This is a genomic window from Kitasatospora sp. MBT66, assembly GCF_000710405.2.
Classification (GTDB): Bacteria; Actinomycetota; Actinomycetes; order Streptomycetales; family Streptomycetaceae; genus Kitasatospora; species Kitasatospora purpeofusca.
In genome coordinates this window covers 967,703-985,962 of sequence record NZ_JAIY01000003.1, presented here as the reverse complement: position 1 = coordinate 985,962, position 18,260 = coordinate 967,703, and the positions used below count along the sequence as shown (strand labels likewise).

At 74.2% G+C, this 18,260-nt stretch carries 18 protein-coding genes; 9 read left to right on the top strand and 9 right to left on the bottom strand.

Going from position 1 to position 18,260, the window contains the following annotated elements; genetic code table 11:
- Nucleotides 1-157: 157 nt before the first annotated feature.
- Entirely contained in the window at nucleotides 158-1,264 is a 1,107-nt protein-coding gene (locus tag BI06_RS06355; RefSeq protein WP_149030277.1) for a hypothetical protein, read from the bottom strand.
- 523 nt (nucleotides 1,265-1,787) lie between these two features.
- Here BI06_RS06355 and BI06_RS55425 point away from each other — a divergent pair.
- From BI06_RS55425 to BI06_RS06345, 3 genes are all read left to right on the top strand, one after another.
- Nucleotides 1,788-1,865: a tryptorubin family RiPP precursor gene (locus BI06_RS55425; RefSeq protein WP_350540985.1), complete on the top strand. Its 78-nt coding sequence runs from the start codon at nucleotides 1,788-1,790 to the stop codon at nucleotides 1,863-1,865.
- Between the two features lie 134 nt (nucleotides 1,866-1,999).
- Entirely contained in the window at nucleotides 2,000-3,046 is a 1,047-nt protein-coding gene (locus BI06_RS06350; protein WP_043465618.1) for a cytochrome P450, read from the top strand.
- A gap of 254 nt (nucleotides 3,047-3,300) precedes the next feature.
- Nucleotides 3,301-3,879, top strand: coding sequence for a hypothetical protein (locus BI06_RS06345; protein ID WP_149030276.1), 579 nt, complete (start codon nucleotides 3,301-3,303; stop codon nucleotides 3,877-3,879).
- A gap of 17 nt (nucleotides 3,880-3,896) precedes the next feature.
- On the opposite strand, the gene BI06_RS06340 is transcribed toward BI06_RS06345, so the two are convergent.
- Entirely contained in the window at nucleotides 3,897-4,565 is a 669-nt protein-coding gene (locus BI06_RS06340; protein WP_051740310.1) for a hypothetical protein, read from the bottom strand.
- Nucleotides 4,566-4,789: 224 nt separating this feature from the next.
- On the opposite strand from BI06_RS06340, the gene BI06_RS06335 reads away from it, so the two are divergent.
- From BI06_RS06335 to BI06_RS06325, 3 genes are all read left to right on the top strand, one after another.
- The gene (locus tag BI06_RS06335) at nucleotides 4,790-5,701 is read left to right on the top strand and encodes a glutaminase (RefSeq protein ID WP_030395531.1); all 912 of its coding nucleotides are present in this window, start codon (nucleotides 4,790-4,792) and stop codon (nucleotides 5,699-5,701) included.
- A 272-nt stretch (nucleotides 5,702-5,973) separates the two neighbouring features.
- Nucleotides 5,974-7,041 (top strand): phosphatidylinositol-specific phospholipase C domain-containing protein, encoded by a 1,068-nt coding sequence (locus BI06_RS06330; RefSeq protein ID WP_043465616.1) that lies wholly within the window; start codon nucleotides 5,974-5,976, stop codon nucleotides 7,039-7,041.
- 135 nt (nucleotides 7,042-7,176) lie between these two features.
- Nucleotides 7,177-8,106 (top strand): phosphotransferase family protein, encoded by a 930-nt coding sequence (locus BI06_RS06325; RefSeq protein ID WP_043465614.1) that lies wholly within the window; start codon nucleotides 7,177-7,179, stop codon nucleotides 8,104-8,106.
- A 35-nt stretch (nucleotides 8,107-8,141) separates the two neighbouring features.
- On the opposite strand, the gene BI06_RS06320 is transcribed toward BI06_RS06325, so the two are convergent.
- Nucleotides 8,142-8,705, bottom strand: coding sequence for a GNAT family N-acetyltransferase (locus BI06_RS06320; protein ID WP_030395528.1), 564 nt, complete (start codon nucleotides 8,703-8,705; stop codon nucleotides 8,142-8,144).
- A 68-nt stretch (nucleotides 8,706-8,773) separates the two neighbouring features.
- Here BI06_RS06320 and BI06_RS06315 point away from each other — a divergent pair, with 68 nt between their 5' ends.
- On the top strand, nucleotides 8,774-9,823 hold the full coding sequence (locus tag BI06_RS06315) for an LLM class flavin-dependent oxidoreductase (RefSeq protein ID WP_051740309.1): 1,050 nt from the start codon (nucleotides 8,774-8,776) through the stop codon (nucleotides 9,821-9,823).
- Here the strand turns inward: BI06_RS06315 and BI06_RS06310 are convergent.
- The 3 genes from BI06_RS06310 to BI06_RS06300 all read right to left on the bottom strand — a co-directional run bounded on the left by BI06_RS06310 (nucleotide 9,775) and on the right by BI06_RS06300 (nucleotide 12,907).
- Complete coding sequence (locus BI06_RS06310; protein ID WP_082558332.1) at nucleotides 9,775-10,749, bottom strand: aldo/keto reductase; 975 nt, start codon at nucleotides 10,747-10,749, stop codon at nucleotides 9,775-9,777. The two genes, BI06_RS06315 and BI06_RS06310, sit on opposite strands and share 49 nt — an antisense overlap.
- Before the next feature lie 2 nt (nucleotides 10,750-10,751).
- A complete protein-coding gene (locus tag BI06_RS06305) occupies nucleotides 10,752-11,834 on the bottom strand; it encodes an NAD-dependent epimerase/dehydratase family protein (protein WP_107113294.1) in 1,083 nt (360 codons plus the stop codon).
- 104 nt (nucleotides 11,835-11,938) lie between these two features.
- Nucleotides 11,939-12,907: a helix-turn-helix transcriptional regulator gene (locus tag BI06_RS06300; protein ID WP_030395524.1), complete on the bottom strand. Its 969-nt coding sequence runs from the start codon at nucleotides 12,905-12,907 to the stop codon at nucleotides 11,939-11,941.
- A 241-nt stretch (nucleotides 12,908-13,148) separates the two neighbouring features.
- On the opposite strand from BI06_RS06300, the gene BI06_RS06295 reads away from it, so the two are divergent.
- Both BI06_RS06295 and BI06_RS06290 read left to right on the top strand, forming a co-directional pair.
- Nucleotides 13,149-14,243, top strand: coding sequence for an alpha/beta hydrolase family protein (locus tag BI06_RS06295; RefSeq protein ID WP_051740308.1), 1,095 nt, complete (start codon nucleotides 13,149-13,151; stop codon nucleotides 14,241-14,243).
- An 80-nt stretch (nucleotides 14,244-14,323) separates the two neighbouring features.
- Nucleotides 14,324-15,445, top strand: a complete 1,122-nt coding sequence (locus BI06_RS06290; RefSeq protein WP_030395522.1) for an RICIN domain-containing protein — start codon at nucleotides 14,324-14,326, stop codon at nucleotides 15,443-15,445.
- Nucleotides 15,446-15,570: 125 nt separating this feature from the next.
- Here the strand turns inward: BI06_RS06290 and BI06_RS06285 are convergent, their stop codons facing one another.
- The 3 genes from BI06_RS06285 to BI06_RS47785 are packed head-to-tail and all read right to left on the bottom strand — an operon-like array spanning nucleotide 15,571 to nucleotide 18,241.
- Nucleotides 15,571-16,560, bottom strand: coding sequence for a hypothetical protein (locus tag BI06_RS06285; protein WP_043465608.1), 990 nt, complete (start codon nucleotides 16,558-16,560; stop codon nucleotides 15,571-15,573).
- On the bottom strand, nucleotides 16,557-17,411 hold the full coding sequence (locus tag BI06_RS47790; protein WP_043465606.1) for a hypothetical protein: 855 nt from the start codon (nucleotides 17,409-17,411) through the stop codon (nucleotides 16,557-16,559). Before BI06_RS47790 ends, BI06_RS06285 begins: the two co-directional genes overlap by 4 nt.
- Nucleotides 17,408-18,241: a hypothetical protein gene (locus BI06_RS47785; RefSeq protein ID WP_043465604.1), complete on the bottom strand. Its 834-nt coding sequence runs from the start codon at nucleotides 18,239-18,241 to the stop codon at nucleotides 17,408-17,410. The genes BI06_RS47790 and BI06_RS47785 overlap by 4 nt, the downstream gene beginning before the upstream one ends.
- Nucleotides 18,242-18,260: the final 19 nt, after the last annotated feature.

The following is an 18,260-nucleotide window of genomic DNA, read 5'->3' as shown; positions in this document are numbered from 1 at the left end:
GCGCCGTCGCCGTACCCGCGCGTCCGGTCGCAAAGAGCGGGTAACGATCCGTCGGAGAGGGCGTTCCGGCTCGGTCCGACCTGCGGATTCCGGGCGGCACCGGCGGCACCGGCCGCAGGGGAGTGGGCGGCGGGCCGGGGGCCGGCGGGCCCGCCGGTCAGCGGGCCTTGGGCTTGCCGGCGTACGGGCGGACTTCCAGGCGCCACGGGTCGGACGGCTCGCTGGTCCTCACCTTGAGTACGCCGGCTCTCGGGAACAGCAGTGTCCGCATCGCCTCGCCCGACTCCCAGGCGCCCAGGGGCGGGCTGCTGGGCACTCCGGGCGGGATCGGGCACCCGCATCTCCCGAAGGACTCGGGGATCCGTCCGCAGGCGCAGATGAACTCGGCGGACCAGGAGAACGATTTGACGTGGATGACGCAACTGACCGGGAGGTTCTGGCGGACGGCCAGGACGGTGGAGCCGTAGCCCTCCACGGTGCCGGTCAACTCGTCGATCTCGTCGGAGCCGTAGAGCCGGACGGACCACTCGCCGATGCCGCGGGAGTCGACCAGGAGGTGGGTGAAGTCGTGCGTCAGTACGGTGCGCACGCCCTTCCGTTTGTCGGAGGAGCTGAGGTAGATGAGGGAGGAGTGCGACTCGACGCGGTCGAGCGTCCTGGTCATGGGGCTGATGCTGAGGTAGCCCTTCGTCGAGACCTCGATCTGCGCCACGGCGATGGCGCCCTCCGGCCACTCGATGGGGAACTCGTACTCGGCCTCTCCGTCCCCGCACCGTCCGGAGAAGTGGAACCGTTCACCGGCCCGCCGCCGGGGGACCGGACCCCGCTTGTCGCTGGGCCCGGAGGCGGGGCGCAGCCGGGGGAGGCCGTCCTCGGCGGGCGGGAGGACGGGCGCGGGTGCGGAGTCGGTGGTGGACCGGGGGCGCGGCGGTGTCGGGGCGGGGCCGGCCGCTTCGACGCGCGGGGTGGGTTTCGCGGTGGTGTGTTTTGCGGCGTTGGGTTTCGCGACGACGACGACGACGGCTTCCGCGACAGCGGGTTTCGCGACGGCGACGGCGGGTGCCGTTGCGGGTACGGGGGCGGCCGCCGGTGTCGCGGCGACGGTGGTGACGGGGGCGGCGTCGGATCGGGCAGCGCTCAGGGCGGCGGCTTCTGCCCTGGCTGCCGAACCTGCGGCCTTCCAGGCGGCCGACAAAGTCAGGCGCCACAGGGTTGCTGCCGTCACCAGGCAGCCCAGCGCGAAGCCCACCAGTAGTAGTCCCACAGCCACTCGTCGCCCCCCAGGCTCCGGAGTCCCGCCCTCGCGACCGAGGGTACGCGCGTGGGCGGGGCTCAACCACGGGTCGGGCGGGGGGAATCGCGGCGGCGGCGGCCCGCCGGTCTGCCTCCGGCGGCGGGTCGGGCCGCCCCGGTGCGGCGGCCCCGGTGCCACGACCGGGCAGTCGCGATGCCCCATGAGGCAGACCGAACGTTCCGTTGGGGCGTTCGGCCTCCCGGTGGACCCTCGACGGGAGCGCGCCGTTCACCTGGCAGCCACCGGCCGGACGTGGCGCTGACCAGCACTGTCGCGCTCGCGTCAACATCGCCGGGGCTCGCCGGCGGGGCGTCAAACCGCCCGACCGGGCGTTCGTCGGAGTGACCTGCGTCACACTTGACCGTGATTTGCGGCCGGTATTCACTCGTTGCAGCGGGGGGCAAACGGAACCCGAAATTCCTAGGAGTTCGCTCCGGGCGCCGCTCGCCGGAATGTTGTTCGTCATCGTTTTCTGAGACATGGAGGTGCTGTCATGAAGCTCGTTCACTTCGTGAAGAAGGTCATGCCGGAGAAGAGCCTGAAGGCCTACGCCTGGTACGGCTGGATCTAATTCCGGCGGTCCGTTGCCGGAAGCGTGCCCGGCGGGTCCCGAGCGGACCCGCCGGGCACGGCCCGCTCGCCGCGAGCGGGCCGTGCGCCGAGGGCGGGCCCCTGTCACCCAGCCGTTCACCCTTGGAGCCACGGATGGCCATTTCCAGCACCGGGCGGAGCGCCCGCGTCACCGTCTTCGCGCCGCGGATCGACGAACTCCTCAACAAGTACCGAGGTCAGGACCTCTTCCGTCTGGAGGCGGACACCGTCGGCGTGTCCGGGGCCGACCTCATGGACGGGCTGCTGAGCAGCAGGCCGGCCAATGCCGAGGAGCGGCCGACCTTCAAGCCCGTGCGGGGGCGGCTCGTCACCAAGCCCGACGCGGCGGCACTCATGCAGGCCGTGTCGGCCGACGTCCGGACGGCGCTGAAGAAGCCGCTGGGCGACCGGACCGATCTCGCCGGGAAATGGCCGCACACCCCGCACATCTATTTGCGGGACCTGGTTTTCGGGGAGGAGAGCTTCCGCTTCCGGATCCTGGTCGACCGCCGCCTGGAACTCACACCCAAATTGACCTGGATGGCCGTCACGGCCGGTACCGCGATGCTCGGAAAGCCGGGTACCGAAATTCCGCTGTCGAATCTGGCGGCCCGGGTGCTGGACGCCGAGACCTACGAAGACCGTCGCTACGCGATGTACCTCTACCGGCGGGTGGCCGGTCCGATCTGCTTCACCGTGGCCGCGCTCGTGACCAATGCGGTCTGGCTGGGCGCGCCGTTCGACGACGACGTGCCGAACCGGGACATCCTGCTGGAGGCGCTGCGGCTGCTGCCGCCCTCCTGGAACATCCTGCGCGTCGCCTCCCCGGAGTTCGGCGCCGTGGACGGGCGGATCGGACCCAAGGACGACCTGCTGCTGCTTCCGCTGCTGAGCCACCGCGACCCACGGCTGTGGGACGACCCGGAGACCTTCCGGCCGGAGCGCTGGAAGGGCCTCGACCCCGACAACCAGCCCGGCTACCTGCCGTTCGGGCACGCCAGTGAACGCTGCTGGGGGCGCCACATGGTGCTGCCGCTGGCCGAGCGGATCCTCGACATCGTCCGCCGGGACGGCCTGGTGCCCAGCCCGGACCAGCAGGTCGGCAAGGTCGAGCTGGACGGTCTGCTGGAGGTCGCCGGGGTGCGCATGGTCCGCCGCTGACCCGACCGCCGGCGGGTCGGCGGCACAGGCGGGTGCTCGCCGGGGGGCGAGTGAAAAGGGTGGCGGCCGGGGCGGCTGACGGGACGACGGCGGCCGGGCGACGGACGGGGCACCGCAGCGTACGCCCGCCGCCGCCCGGCCGCGCTCGAACGCGAGTGCGGTGGGCCGGTCCGTCCGTCGGCCGCTCGTCCATCGGTACGGTCGCGCCCCGAGGGCGGCCTCGGCCGCGGCCCCGGCCCCTACGCTGCGTCGTCATGCGCCTGACATCGTGGAAGCGCGCCGTGCGCGCAGTGCTGCCCCTTCTCCTCGCCGGTCCGCTGCTCGCGGCCGTACCGGCCCATGCCGCCCCGGTCCAAGCCGCCCCGGCCCATCGCGCCGCTGCCCGGACGGCCGCCCTGCCGATCCCGGTGACCTCGGTGAGCGACCGGGCCACGACGCCGCCCGGCGGCTCGTTCACCGTGACCGTGACCCTCACCAACCCCCACGACACCCCGATCCGGTTCGCCTTCCAGACCGTCCAGCAGAGCTACGACACCTTCACCGACGTGTCGTACCAGGGGCTCAAGTACGCGGCCACCGCGTGCAACGGCTCGCCGGTGACATCTCCCTGCGGAAACCCGCAGTCCGGTGCCTGGGGTGCCCTCTACGCGCTGCCCCTGGCCCCGGGCGCCAGTACCAGCTTCACCCTCACGTACGCCGTTGCGCCCGACTCGGCCTGCGGCGACGGGCTCAATGTCGACTTCTACTCCTACGTGTACTACGAGTACCAGGACGGCGCGGCGTTCAACGACGGCCTCGTCGGCGTGCGGGGCACCGACGTGCGCTGCCCCTGAGTCGCGTCGGGCACCCGTCAGCCGGGCACCGGCGCGTGCCGGGTGAGCCCGGCCCGGACGGCGACGTCCAGTGCCGGTTCGAAGCGCAGCACCTCGCGGTCGTCGTCCCCGACACCGGCGGCCGCGAGCAGTTCCGCCACCGCGCCGGCGTCGACGGTGCGCTCCTCGGCGCGGCGCAGGAAGCGCGTCACGGCGGCGGCGAAGGCCGGCCCGTCCTCACGCAGCACCCACGCCAGCTCCGCCGCCTCGGTGAGGAACAACTGCTCGGACCCCAGCCACGGCGCGGCGGCGGCCAGACCGTCCTCGGCCAGGGCGTCCGGGTAGGGGATCCGGTGCCAGGCGCCGTCCTGCCACCAGTAGAGGAAGCCGAACAGGTTCCCCTGGGCGTCCTCGCGCAACTGCTCCCAGGGCAGCCACTCCGGACCGCCGGCCAGGAAGTCGATCTGCCGGCCGTCGACGTGGGTGTGGCTGCCGTCGGAGTCCTGGCCGCAGAACACCGCGTGGCCGTCGTCGACCAGCGTGAGGCGCCACCAGAAGGAGCCGCCGCCGTTCTCGCTCCACACGCCCTGCTCGTCCAGCCAGTGCTCGCGGTTCCCCTGCGCGGCGTCCAGCAGGGCGAGCAGCACGGCGCGCGCCCACACCTGCCCGGCGTCGTCGAGGTCCTCGGGCCGGCTCGGCCTGTGCATGATCGTCGTCCCCCTCCGTCGGATGGCGGACAGCCTGCCACAGACCTCGGACACCCCGGACGAAACCCCCGGGCCAGCCCGGCGGGACCCGTGCGGCGCCCCGGGCGACACCCCGATCGGACCCCGCCTGCGGAGGGCGGACCCGCGACGAGGACAATGGCGCGGTGAACGACGCGATCGACCCGCCCCGCGCGCACGGCCCGCAGCAGCCGTCGGACCCGGGCGTGGACTACCAGGAGCTGGTCCGGGACGCCATGGCGGCGGCCGTGCGCTCGCCGCTGCGCGGCCGGGTCGCCGACTACATCCCGGCACTGGCCGAGGCCGACCCGACGGCCTTCGGGATGGCGATCGCGACCGTGGACGGCCGGGTGTTCGGCGCGGGGGACTGGCTGCAGCCGTTCTCCGTCCAGTCGGTGTCCAAGCTCTTCACCCTCGCGCTCGCGCTGGCCGAGGGCGGCGACGGCCTGTGGAGCGGCGTGGGCCGCGAGCCCTCCGGCAACCCGTTCAACTCGCTGGTCCAACTGGAGACCGAGCACGGCATCCCGCGCAACCCCTTCATCAACGCGGGCGCCCTCGTGGTCACCGACCGCCTGCTGGAGCTCACCGGCGACGCGGTCGGCTCCGTCCTGGACTTCCTGCGCGCGGAGTCCGGGGACCCGGCCGTCGCGGTGAACCGCGCGGTCGCCGCCTCCGAGGCCGAGCACGGCCACCGCAACGCCGCGATGGCGCACTTCATGGCCGGCTACGGCAATCTGCGCAATCCGGTCGAGGAGGTGCTCGCGCACTACTACGCGCACTGCGCGATCGAGACGAACTGCCGCGACCTGGCCCTGTCCGGCCTCTTCCTCGCCCGCCACGGCGTGCGCGCCGACGGGTCGCGGCTGCTGTCGCGCAGCGAGGCCAAGCGGATCAACGCCGTGCTGCTCACCTGCGGCACCTACGACGCGGCCGGCGAGTTCGCCTACCGGGTCGGCCTGCCCGGCAAGAGCGGGGTCGGCGGCGGCGTCCTGGCGGTGCTGCCCGGCCGGGGCACGGTCTGCACCTGGAGCCCCGGGCTGGACGCGGCCGGGAACTCGGTGCTCGGCGTGGCCGCCCTGGACGCGCTGACCACGGCGACCGGCTGGTCCATCTTCTGATGAGCACATCACCCGCCCGGCCCGTGCCGTCCGCCGCGCCCGTGCCGTCGGCCTTACCCGCTCCGGCGTCCGTCCCCGCACCCCGGCGCCCGCCCGGTCCGTCCGGACGGACCGCCGTCGCAGCGCGCGGTGACGGTCCGGCAGCTGACGGTCACGTATTTGTTATGTCCCCTTCACCGGTCCGACGGCCGGCCCCGTCATGCTCTGCACCGGCGGAAGCCACCGCCGAAGGCGCGCCGGCCCTCAGGCGCACTGACAAGGGGACACCCATCGTGACCGTCCGCCGCACCCTCATCGGCACCCTCGCCGTCGGTCTGCTCGCCGCGGCCGCCGCGCTCGTGCCGATCGGCTCCGCCGCCGAGGCCGCCGAGCGCACCCCCGGCGAGCTGCCGTTCGGCTCCGCCACCACCGTCGGCCTGCACAACACCTACGACCCGGCCGCCTTCGGCTACCTCGCCCAGGGCCTCGACACCGGCACCGGCATGATCGAGCTGGACGCCTGGCCGAACGCCATCACCAAGGAGTGGAAGGTCAGCCACTCCAACCCGCTCGGCAACGGCAACAACTGCGTCAGCGCCACCACGGCCTCCCAGCTCTACTCCGGCAGCGGCAACAAGAACCTGGACACCTGCCTCGACGACGTCCGGCTCTGGCTCGCCGCCCACCCCGCCGCGGGGCCGCTGGTGATCAAGCTGGAGCTCAAGCCGGGCTTCTCCGGCAACCTCGGCATGGGACCGGCCCAGCTGGACGCGGTGATCGCCGCCCACCTCGGCTCCGCCGCGCTGCGCCCGGCCGACCTGCTCGCCAAGCCCGGCGGCGGCAGCTACCCGAGCCTCGACGAGGCGGCCCGCGCCGGCAACTGGCCGACCCGGTCGGCGCTCGCGGGGCGGGTGCTGGTGTACGTGATCCCCGGCACGGTCGAGCTGGACAACCCCTTCGACACCCTGCACACCGACGTCGAGTACGGCCGCTACCTGCGCGACCTGGCGGCGGCGGGCCGGATCGGCGAGGCCCGGATGTTCCCGACCGCGCTCGGCGCGGCGGCCGGCGACCCGCGCACCCGGTACAGCGAGACCTCGATCCGGCCGTGGTTCGTGGTCTTCGACGGTGACGCCGCCGCCTATGTGAACGGCATCGACACCTCCTGGTACGACACCAACCACTACCTGCTGACGATGACCGACGCCCACAACGTCGCCCCGGCGATCAGCGGCACCGACCCCACCGCCGACCAGGCCCGCGCCCGCACCGAGCAGCTGGCCCGCGCCCACGCGAGCATCGTCTCCAGCGACTGGCGCAAGCTCCCCGCCGTGCAGTCGCTGGTCCTACCGCGCGGCTGATCCGCGCTCACCGGGGCGGCGTCGCCCGCGTCCTGGCGCCCGCCGCCCCGGGGTCCGTGCGTTCACGCCGGTCAGGGGCCCGGAGCCGCTGAAATCCGGTTGCCGCCCGGGTGTCCGCCGCCTATCGTCCGGCGCATGCTGCCTTTGGTCGAGACGGACGAACAGTGGGACGCGGTCGTCCCGGACGAGGCGGTCATGCGCCCGGGGGTCGAGGACCTCTGCGCCCGGTTGGGGCTGCGCGGACTGCCCGCCCCGGAGCGCTTCCCCGAGGGCTCCCAGCCGGTCTACGCCCTCGGCGCGGAGCTGGTCCTCAAGCTCTACCCCAAGGCCGCCGCCGAGGACTGTCGCACCGAGGCCAGGGTGCTCGCCCATGTCGGCGGCCGACTGCCGGTGCCGACACCGGAGCTGCACGACGCCGGCGAGTACGAGAACGGCTGGCAGTACGTGCTGATGTCCCGGCTGCGCGGCGCCGAACTCGCCCCGGCCTGGGCGGACCTGTCGCCCGACGGACGGAAGCGGATCGCCGTCCAGGCGGGGGAGACGCTGGCGGCCCTGCACGCGCTCGACCCGGGGCCGCTCGCCGATGTGCTCGGCCCCGGCGACTGGGGCGCCTTCACCGACCGGCAGCGCGCCGGGGCCGTCGGACGCCAGCGCGAGCGCGGCCTGCCGGACGCCTGGCTGGAGCGCATCCCCGGTTTCCTGGACGCCGCGGAGCTGTCGCGCGAGCCCGAACGCGTGCTGCTGCACACCGAGTTCATGCGCCAGCACCTGTTGTTCGACCCGGCCGGCGGGCGGCTGTCCGGACTGTTCGACTTCGAGCCCGCGATGATCGGCGACCGGGCGTACGACTTCGTCGGCGTCGGCGTCTTCGTCACCCGGGCCGAACCGGGGCTGATGGCGCGGTTCGCGGCCGGGTACGGCCGGGCCGTCGACCCGCGCGCGGCCATGGCCTGGACGCTGCTGCACGTGTACAGCAACCTGCCCCGGTACCTGCGGGAGGTGCCGCCGCCCCCGGGAGTGGACACCCTGGAGTCGCTCGCCGAGCACTGGTTCGGGCTCGGCTGACGGACTCGGCCGACGGGAGCGGCGGCGGTCGGAGCTCAGGCCCGGACGGCCTGCGTTCCGGGCTTCGGCTCCTCGCTCCAGTCCTCGGCCAGCAGCCCGAGCAGGACCTCGTCCAGGAACTCCCCGGTCACCCAGGCCGACCGGCGCAGTGTGCCCTCGACCACGAAGCCCGCGCGGGTCGCGGCCGCGACCATCGGCAGGTTGTCGGCCAGCGTCTCGACCTGGAGCCGGTGCAGGCCGCGCACCGTGAAGCCGTAGTGGCAGAGCAACTGCACCGCATCGCCCGCCAGTCCGCGCCCGCGGAAGCCGGGCCGCAGCGCGAGGCCCAGGTGGGCGACCCGGTTGTGGGTGTCGATGCCCCACAGCAGGGCCTCGCCGGCCAGCTCGCCGGAGGACAGCTCCACCACGGAGAAGCAGGCCGCGTCGTCCCCGGCCGGTGCCACGGCGTACGGGGACTCCGCGGCGCCGGGGGAGATCGGCCGCCAGGGCCGGGAGTCGGCCCGGGAGCGGGTGGGCACGTCGTCGTAGAGCTCGCTCTGGAGTACCGCGACGTCGCTGTCGTGGCGGGCGCGGAGCCCGATGCGGGAGGTTTGTAGCATGTCACATTGCTATCGGTCCTGGCCGCGCGCGGCAAACGGTTTTCGCCCGGTGGCGGCCCGGCCGGGGAATGCCTCCGCCGCGGAGGGCTGTTGCCACGGATGTGACCGCCTCGCCCGCCCTGCGCCTCTCCGTACTGGACCGTTCCCGGACCCGCCGGGGGGAGGAGCCCGCGCAGGCGCTGCGGGACACCGTCGCCTTCGCGGTGGAGGCCGAGCGGCTCGGCTACCACCGGTTCTGGGTCTCCGAGCACCACGGTGTGCCGGGCGTGGCCGGTTCGGCGCCGACGGTGCTGGCGGCGGCGGTGGCCGCGGCGACCTCGCGGATCAGGGTCGGCACCGGCGGGGTGATGCTCCCCAACCACCAACCCCTGGTCGTGGCCGAGCAGTTCGGCGTGCTGGCGGCGCTCTTCCCAGGCCGGATCGACATGGGCCTCGGCCGGTCGGTGGGCTTCACCGACGGCGTCCGCCGCGCGCTGGGCCGGGAGAAGGACGCCGCCGACGGGTTCCCGGAGCAACTCGCCGAACTCCTCTCCTGGTTCGACCCCGACGCGCGCGGCCCCGGCGGAGTGCACGCCCGCCCCGCCGAGGGCCTGGACGTCCCCGCGTACGTGCTGGCCACCGGCGCGGGCGCGGAGGTCGCCGCCGACGCCGGGCTGCCGCTGGTGATCGCGGCCGTGCGGGGCGAGGAGGCGATGCGGGCCGCGATCGACCGCTACCGGCAGCGCTTCCGGCCCTCCGCCCGTGCGGAGCGGCCCTACGTCGTGGTGTCCGGGACGGTCGCGGTGGCCGCGACCGAGGACCGGGCCCGGGCGCTGCTCGTCCCGGAGGCCTGGGCGAGCGCCTACAGCCGGACCCACGGCGAGTTCCCGCCGCTCGAACCCGCCGAGGAGATCCTGGCCCGGTCGATGGGCGCGCGTGAGCGCACCGCCTTCGAACAGGCCCTCACCGGCCACATCGCCGGCACTCCCGCCCGGGCCGTCGCCGACCTCGCCGCACTGCTGGAGCGGACCGGTGCGGACGAGTTCCTGGTCACCACCAACACCTACGACCGGGCGGAGCTGCTCACCTCCTACCGCCTGCTGGCCGAGGCGGCCGGGCTGGCGGGGGCGGCCAGGTAGGCGGGGGCGGCCGGGTAGGCGGTGCCGGACGCGTCGGCGAGATCGGCGAACGGGCTGTTCAGGTCCGCGAGTTCGTTCGCGTCGAGGACGAGCCCGGCCGCCCCCGCGCTGTCGCGGATGCTGGCGGGGCGGCGGGCGCCGGGGATCGGGACGACGGTGGGGGAGAGGGCGAGCAGCCACGCCAGGCCGACCTGTTGCGGCGAGACCCCGCGTGCCTCGGCGACGCGGTGGAAGGCGGTGCGCGCCGGGACGCCGTCCGCCGGACCGTCCAGCACGCTCCGGGCGAGGCCGCCCAGCGGGCTCCACGGCAGGAACGCCAGGCCCAGCCGTTCGGCGAGCCGCAGCTGCGGCAGGGAGCCGCGGTCGGCCGGGGAGAACCGGTTCTGCACCGAGACCAGCGCCGGGCCGAGGATCTCCCGTGCCGTCAGGATCTGCTGCTCGTCGACGTTGGAGATGCCCGCCGCGCGGATCTTCCCCGCGTCCAGCAGTTCGCGCAGGGCTCCCACCGACTCCGCCCACGGCACCCGGGGGTCGGGCTTGTGCAGCTGGTAGAGGTCGATCGCGGTCACGCCGAGGCGGCGCAGCGACTCCTCGGCGGCCCGCCGGAGGTGCTCGGGCCGACCGTCGACCGTCCACGAGCCGTCCCCCGGGCGGCCGCGCCCGCCCTTGGTGGCGACCAGGACGTTCGCCCGCTCGACGGGGGAGCGGGCGGCCAGCGCGCGGGCGATCAGCCGCTCGTTGTGGCCGGCCTCACCGGCGTGCCAGTGGTAGGAGTCCGCGGTGTCGAGCAGGGTGACGCCCGCGTCGATCGCGGCGTGCAGGGTGGTGAGGGCGGCCTCGGGGTCGGGGCGCCCCTCCACCGAGAGCGGCATCGCGCCGAGCCCGATCGCGCCGACGCTCCGCCCGCCGAGGGTGCGCTGTCGCACGGTCACACGTCCTTTCCGGTGGTGGTTTCGAGGGCTCGGGCGGCTTCGGTTCCGGTGGCAGCGATGGCCTCGGCCACGGCGGCCGGCAGCCAGGAGCCGAGCGGCGAGAAGGAGAGGCCGAGTGCTCCGGCCCGCCGGGTGTCCATCGGGTACCAGCGGTCGAAGGAGAACGGCGCGTGGTCCGCGCCCTCGGCCGGCCGGAAGCGGGCGGTCGTCCCCAGCTGCCCGGCGATCAGCTCGGACAGCCCGACCGCGTCGAGCGTTTCCGCCGAGGCCGCGTTGACCGCGCCGACCGAGGACGAGGCGGCGACCGCGACCAGGGCGGCGGCGATCTCCTCGTGCCGGACGAACGAGGACGGCTGCGGGTGCTCGTGCACCGCGACCGGCCGCCCCGCCGCGACCGCCCCGGTGAAGTGCGCGAGCCGGCCGGTGAAGTCCAGCCCCCCGCCGCCCAGGACGTGGGCGCTGCGCACGCTCGCCCAGCCGAACGGCGGCCGCCCGGCGGCGAGCACGGCCTCGGCCTGGCGCTTGCCCTCGGCGTAGGCGGTGGCCTCGCCGAAGTGCCGGACCAGCGCCTCCTGGTCGTGCCACGGCAGGTCGAGGTCCACCGGCCACAGCGCCGGGTCGACGGCCTCCTCGGGGACCGGAACCCCGGGCGCGGTGCGGACCAGCGGCGAGGTCGCGGGGTTGTAGACCTCGATGGTCGAGGTCATCACGTACCGCGGGGTCCGGTCGGCGAAGACCCGGCGGGCCACCACCGCCTGGGCGGGCGTGTACAGCACCTGGTCGATCACGGCGTCGAAGGTGCGGTTGCCGAGGGCGGCGGTCAGCGCGTCCTCGTCGTCGCGGTCGGCCAGGACGTGGTCGACGCCGGGCGGCGGCGGGGCGGAGCCCCGGTTGATCAGGGTGACCTCGGTACCGGCGTCGCGCAGCAGGGCGACCAGGTGGCGGCCGAAGTACCTGGTCCCGCCGATCACGGCGACCCGGCGCGGAGCGCGGTCCCCGGTGGTGACGGCGACAGTGGCGGGGGCGGTGCTCCCGGAGGCTTCCCGTGCTGCGGGGTGGCTCGTGGCGGAGTGGCTCATGGCCATTACTCTGCCGCCGTGCGGTCATCAGCAGAACTGCCGATCTGCTGAACGCGTCATCAGCTGAACTGGTGACTGGTCCGAGTCGGCCCGCCCCACGGCGGTCAGAGCCAGCCGCGCCGCGCCGCCTGCACCCCGGCCTGGAAACGGGTGGTGGCGCCCAGTCTGGCGAGCAGGGTGGAGACGCGCCGCACGACGGTGCGCCGCCCCAGGCCCAGCCGCCGCGCGATCGCGTCGTCCGTGGCCCCGCTGGCCATCAGGACCAGGATGCGGCGGTCCCGGTCGTCGATCTGGAGCCCGGGGCCGGAGGTCGAGGCGGGGACGGCGAGCCGCCAGAGCGTCTCGAAGACCGCGGCTAGGGCGCCGAGCAGGCTGGACGGGCGGACGAGCAGCGAGACGACCCCGGGGCGGTCGTCGGCGGGCAGGGTGATGATGGCGAGGTCGTCGTCGCCGAGGGCGAGCTTGAGCGGCGGCTCGTCGAGCGTCCGGGCCTGTTCCCCGGCCTCGATCATCCGCGCCATGTTGGGGCCGGCCACCGGATCGTCGAAGGCGCACCCGCCGTAGATCGAGCGGTAGACCACGCCGGCGGCCATCCGCCGACGTTGCAGCACCTCCTGGTCGAGGTAGTGCGCGGAGTCCCCGGAGTACGGCGGGACGTCGATGACCCGCACCTCGCGGCGGGCGGCGAGCTGCAGCCGCCGTCCGGCCGCGAGGACCTCGGCGTGGTCCTCGACCAACTCCAGTGCGGCGTAGCCGCCGCCACCGCGGCGGGCGAGCCGGTAGAGCCGGTCGAGTTCGGCCCCGGCCCGGCGCGCGTCGGCCCGCCGGGCCGCGTCGCGCTGGAGCGCGGCCTCGACCACCTGGCCCGGGGGCAGCGCCTCCCAGGTGAGCTGCCGGTGGTCGCAGGCCACCACGATGCCCTCGTCGGCGAGTTCGCGCAGCAGGGCGAGCAGGACCTCCTCGCCGATCCCGGCCTCCGCCGCGAGGTCGGGGAGGCGCGCCTGCGGCCGGCCGATCAGCCGGTGGTAGATCCGGCCGCGCTCGGAGTCGGGATCGAGTACGTCGTGGAGCACGTGACCTCCAATTTCGCCATGTCCATGGCGATATGACAAGTCGTCGAAGCCTACCCGTGCCGGTGGCGCACATGCGCCGGTGGCCCAAGCGGGCCGCCGGGCGCTCTGGCGCGCGGCCGGGTCGGATCGCGAGAGTTGCTCGGTGTCCGCACAGTTCGCCGGGCGTCCCCTCCGGACGGCCGGCGCACGGCCGCGCCCTCGCGCACTCGTCCCCTCACGCCCTCACGCCCAAGGACGACCCATGACAGCTGCTCCGCCCGCCGCCCGGTCCGCACCCGTGAGGACGGCGGTCGCCGCCCTGGTCGGCGCCCTCCTCCTGCTCCTCGTGCCCGGCGTGTCGTCCGCACGGGCCGCGGCGCCCGCCCCGCCGCCGATGAAGGACGGCTTCGGACTGACCCGGGTCGGCACCGTGACCGGCAGCGCCACGAACTTCGTCCTCACCGTGACCACCCCGCAGGTCGCCGGCGAGCACACGATCCGGATCCTGCTGCCGGACGACTACGCGGACCGCCCCGACAAGCGGTACCCCGTCCTGTACTTCCTGCACGGCGCCTCGGACAACCCCGCCAACCCGGGCCTCGCCTACCCCGCCCTGACCGCGGCCACCTCGATGATCACCGTCATCCCCGACGGCGGCCTGCGCGGCTGGTACACCGACTGGCTGGACAGCGGCACGGCGGCCGGCGCACAGAACTGGCAGACCTTCCACCTCACCCAGGTGGTGCCCTTCGTCGACGCGAACCTCCGCACCCTCACCGACCGGAAGCACCGCGCGGTCGGCGGCCTGTCGATGGGCGGCTTCGGCGCGCTGCACTACGCCCAGGCCCGCCCGGACCTCTTCGGCCAGGTCCTCACCATGTCCGGCGCCAACGACCTCTCGGCCGACGAGATGGTCATCCGCGGCGCCGTCGTCGGGACCCTGACCAACGCCGGAACCGTGCTGTGCGCCCCGAGCGGCGGCCAGCCCTGCGGCTTCGACTTCGGACCCACGGTGTCCAGCGACGCGGTCTTCGGCACGCCGTACCCGGTCTTCGGCGCCGACTGGCGCTGGAACGCCGCCGACCCGACCGGCCACGCCGGACTGCTGGCCGACACCGGCATCGCCGTCTACACCGGCAACGGCAACGGCAACCCCGCCGGCATGGAGTTCTGGGCCGAGGGCACCGCCACGCGCTTCACCGACCGCCTGACCGCCCTCGGCATCCCGCACCGCTACGTGAACTACGGCAACGGCTCGGGCTGGGGCGCCGCCTGCGACGGCGGCCACAGCTACGGCTGCTGGGCCCAGGACCTCGTGGACTACGTGCCGCGCCTCGAAGCCGCCTTCGCCGCCTGACCTCCGTAGCAACGAGCGCTCCGGGCGCCTCGCCCGTCCGCACCGCACCAGCCTTCCCCTCCCGACGAAAGGACCGACCCGTGCTGTCTACCTCCGCCCCGCCCGCGGCCCCGAGCCGCCGAACCGCCCCCTGGCTGCGCCTGCTCGCGGCCGTCCTGGTGACCTGCTGCGCCGCGCTCGGCCTCACCACCGCGCCGTTCACGGCGACGCGGGCCGACGCGGCCGTCACCGGAGCTGCGGCGGCCTGTGCCACCCCGCAGCAGTGCCTGACCATCACCTCGCTGAGCAACGGCCGCCGGCTCGACGTCCAGAACGGCTCGACCGGCGACGGCGCGTACATCGTCACCAACTCGGCGCCCGGCTACCACCAGTCCTGGCGGCTGAACGTCGACGCCTCGGACTCCTCGTTCACGATCGTCAACAACACCACCGGCAAGTGCATCGACCTCGCGTGGCTCACCCCCGCCCTGCGCCAGCAGACCTGTGCCGGCCAGGCCAGCCAGAAGTGGTTCTTCCAGCCGGTCCCGGGTGCCGAGGACTCGTTCATGATCCGGCACCAGGGCGACAACACCTGTCTGGACCTGCTGCTCGGCGGCAACTACGACGACGCCTGGACCGACCAGTACGCCTGCAACGGGACGGTGAACCAGCGCTGGTCCACCGGCTTCCCCGCGGCGGCCCGCAACCTCGCCGTCGACCACGCCGCCAAGCAGTGCCAGAAGGACATCTCCACCTGCTCCTGGGCGCTGAAGAGCGAGGCCCCGGCGGCCCCGCTGCCGAAGGTCTGCGTCTCCTCGGTCTGGTTCAACAACACCTCCGGCACCGTCCAGCAGGCCTTCTCGGTCACCAATATGAGCGGATGGTCCAACAGCATCGGCGCCGACATGGGGACGCAGATCTCCGGCGGCGTGCCCGGCGGGGCGCTCACCACTGTGGTCAGCACCGCGCTGCACTACAACAACGTCTGGCAGGGGTCGACCACCGTCAACAACAGCGTCGCGGTGTCCGTCCCGCCGCAGCAGTACGGCTGGGTGACGCTCGCCGAGCTGGCCCGCAAGGTGACCGGCACCTGGACCTTCGACGCCCGCGGCCTGCCCTGGACGGCCGAGGACACCCTCACCGTGCCGCTCACCTACGACCCGCAGGCCGGCGCGACGCTGTACATCGCCAACACCAGCCCGACCTTCACCAACTGCTCCTGACCTCCCGGTAACGGGGGAACGGGGGAACGGGGGCAACGGGGGACGGGGGAACGGACGGACCGGGCGGAGTCACCGCCCGGTCCGTTCGTCGTTCGCTGTCCGCCGTTCGCTGTCCGCCGTCCGGCTCAGGCCAGCAGGTCGGACTGGAGCGTCACCACCTGCCGGAAGGCCGCGGTGGGCACGCCCTTGGGGTTGGTCATCGTGATCACGCCCGTGACGTTCCCCGCCGAGAGGAAGGCGATCCGGGTGGCGGGCGGGGCGCCGGGCACCTCGCGGGTGGCGAGGTCGACGCCGAACACCGTGTCCCAGCCCTGGGTGTCACCGGTCTGCACGCCGCCCGAGGAGTCCTTGGGCTCGCCCGTCCTCCGCAGCTTGTCGAACATCGGCCATGCCTCGGCCTGGGAGCCGAAGGACAGCAGCCGGATCTGCGTCCGGGTGCCGTCGGCGGCCGTCCATTCGCGGACGGCGGCATCGCGGCAGGCGTTCTGCAGCAGCAGGGCCCGCAGCGAGCCGGGGTCCTTCCAGTCGGCGGTGATCGCCTCGCAGGAGACCCGTCCCGCCGGGGTCGGGCCGACCGGGGCAACGGGGGACGCCGAGGAGGTGCCGGCCGGCGAGGCCGACGTGGAGCCCGGGGCGGACGGGGACGCCGAGCCGCTGGCGGACGGGGCCGGGGCGCCCGGAGCCGGGGCCGACGGGGCGGCAGCAGGTACGAGTGAGCCGCCCGCCTCGACGGGAACCGGAAGCAGCAGGGTACGGAGGTCGGCCGCGTGCCGGCCCTTGCTCTCCCTCGGTACCGACTGACCGGAGGGCAGCTGCGGGAGCACCAGGGCCGGGAAGGTGTACCGGCCGTCCTTCGGGGTGGCCAGGCCGGGCAGGTCGGTGCGCTCCGGTGCCGTCACGGCCAGCGCGGTACCCGTGCCGGCCAGCGCGCAGACCACGACGGCCGCACCCCACCGCACGGCGGCACGGCGACGCCGGGCGCGGCGGGCCGTCCGCTCGCCGTCCGCCGGCGTGCCGGTGGAGGGCACCCCGACCGCAGGGTCGTCGATCTCCTCGGGCAGGACGGGACCTTCCGCCAGGGCGGCGGTTTCCTGCGGCGTGGTGCTGTCGGTCATACGGACGCTCCCGGGATGGCGAGACGGTCGAGCTGCTGGGCCAGGAGGGCGACGATCCGGTCCTTGGGCAGCGGGGCCACGCCCTCGACCGCCATGACGACCAGGAGGTCGCCCTCGGCGGCCGAGCACTCCAGGCGGTCGATCGGCGCGGACGGCGGGGCCGGCAGCAGGTAGCAGTGCGCCTCGGCGTGGCCGGGCACGGTGGGGCCGGTGCGGAAGATGCCGGTCTCACCGGTGAAGATCGCCGTGTACTCGTTCAGCTTCTGCACCTCCTGCTGGTTGAACTGGTGCAGCTTCATGCTGATCGCCAGCTCGCCCGACTGGGTCGTGTAGGTACGCACTCCGGCGGCCTTCACGTGCAGGTCGTTCCAGTACTTGCGGAGCTTGTCCTGCTGCTCCTTGGGCATCGGCAGGACCGCGTCGTCCAGCTCGGCGGCGAGCAGCTGCTCCCCCGTCAGCTCGACGTCGTTGCCGAAGCCGCCGTCGTCCGCGCCGAGCGCGTAGCCCGTCGGGACGGGCAGCAGCAGGTCGCGCAGCGAGCCGAAGTGGTTGCCGTTGGACTTCGCGCCGAACGGGGTGGCCGTGGCACTGGGCGCGGGCGCGGAGACCGGTGTCGCGGCGGCGGTCGCGGGCGCGGGGTCGTCGTAGCGGACCTCGATGATGCCGATCCCGATCACCACGCCGACCAGGGCCGCGGCCACGGTCGCTCCACCCGCGCGGAGCAGCCGGCGCGGGGGCCGGGGCGGGGGCGGTACGTCGGACGCAGGGGCGGTCCGGACGTCCGGGACTGCCGGGACCTCGGGCGTCGGCACGGCGGGGGCGCCGGGGACGATGACGTCGCTGTCGCTCATACCAGCCGCTCCCACTGCCGCTTGGCGAGGTCCTTGAGGACCTCGGGGGACACCGGTCGGGTGCCGAACACCTTGACCTCCATCACGACGGTGCCGCGCTGTGCGACGGCGTCGGCTCCGTAGAAGGGCTCGGTGGTCTCGGCCCAGTACGACGCCTTGGAGTCCACCTCGTAGCCGCCGTTGGCCTCGGGCGCGAACGGTTCGAGGGGCCGGCCGAGCGTACGGGCGGCGGCCTCGGCGGCCCGGTCGGCCGTGTACTGGATCAGGGAGACCCGGACCTTGAGGTCGCCCTGCTTCCAGTCGATCTCCACGGCGCGCCGGAAGCCGCGGGTGTTCAGCTGCTTGAACACGGCGGCGGTCCTGCCCTCGTGCTCGGCCAGCTCGCCGGCTGTGACCCAGCTCGGGGTGTCCGGGTAGTCGTCCCAGGCGGTGCTGCCGCTCGGCGCGGTGAGCAGCAGCTTGCGCAGGTCGCCGTCGATGGCGAGCGGCGAGGGCGCGGTGGCGGCCGCCACGGCCGGGTCCAGCGCCCCGGCGGGGTAGGACGGCAGCGCGACCTGGACCGGCGGCAGCGGCGTGGGCGGCCGGTTCGCCTGGATCGCGTAGCCGACGCCGCCACCGGCCACGGTCCCGAGCACCAGCCCGGAGACCAGCAGCAGGACCGGGCGGGGGCGGCGCGGGCCGCGCGCGGGCGGCTCGGCGGGGCTGTCCTCGGGCGGCATGGCCGCGAGCGGCGCGGCCTCCGGCGGGGCGGACGGCAGGTCCGGCGCCCCGGCGGGCGGAGTGGGCGGTGGCGCGTCGACGGGCGACGGCGCCACGGGGTCGGTGGTCATGCGAGTGCTCCAGGAAGGG

Bases quoted from the DNA above. Each gene is read 5' to 3' on its own strand.
- BI06_RS06305 (WP_107113294.1), bottom strand. From the start codon at position 11,834: ATGAGCCACTCCGCCACGAGCCACCCCGCAGCACGGGAAGCCTCCGGG.
- BI06_RS06295 (WP_051740308.1), top strand. From the start codon at position 13,149: ATGACAGCTGCTCCGCCCGCCGCCCGGTCCGCACCCGTGAGGACGGCG.
- BI06_RS06315 (WP_051740309.1), top strand. From the start codon at position 8,774: ATGCCTCCGCCGCGGAGGGCTGTTGCCACGGATGTGACCGCCTCGCCC.
- BI06_RS47790 (WP_043465606.1), bottom strand. From the start codon at position 17,411: ATGAGCGACAGCGACGTCATCGTCCCCGGCGCCCCCGCCGTGCCGACG.
- BI06_RS06345 (WP_149030276.1), top strand. From the start codon at position 3,301: ATGCGCCTGACATCGTGGAAGCGCGCCGTGCGCGCAGTGCTGCCCCTT.
- BI06_RS06350 (WP_043465618.1), top strand. From the start codon at position 2,000: ATGGCCATTTCCAGCACCGGGCGGAGCGCCCGCGTCACCGTCTTCGCG.
- BI06_RS47785 (WP_043465604.1), bottom strand. From the start codon at position 18,241: ATGACCACCGACCCCGTGGCGCCGTCGCCCGTCGACGCGCCACCGCCC.
- BI06_RS06285 (WP_043465608.1), bottom strand. From the start codon at position 16,560: ATGACCGACAGCACCACGCCGCAGGAAACCGCCGCCCTGGCGGAAGGT.
- BI06_RS06340 (WP_051740310.1), bottom strand. From the start codon at position 4,565: ATGCACAGGCCGAGCCGGCCCGAGGACCTCGACGACGCCGGGCAGGTG.
- BI06_RS55425 (WP_350540985.1), top strand. From the start codon at position 1,788: ATGAAGCTCGTTCACTTCGTGAAGAAGGTCATGCCGGAGAAGAGCCTG.
- BI06_RS06325 (WP_043465614.1), top strand. From the start codon at position 7,177: ATGCTGCCTTTGGTCGAGACGGACGAACAGTGGGACGCGGTCGTCCCG.
- BI06_RS06320 (WP_030395528.1), bottom strand. From the start codon at position 8,705: ATGCTACAAACCTCCCGCATCGGGCTCCGCGCCCGCCACGACAGCGAC.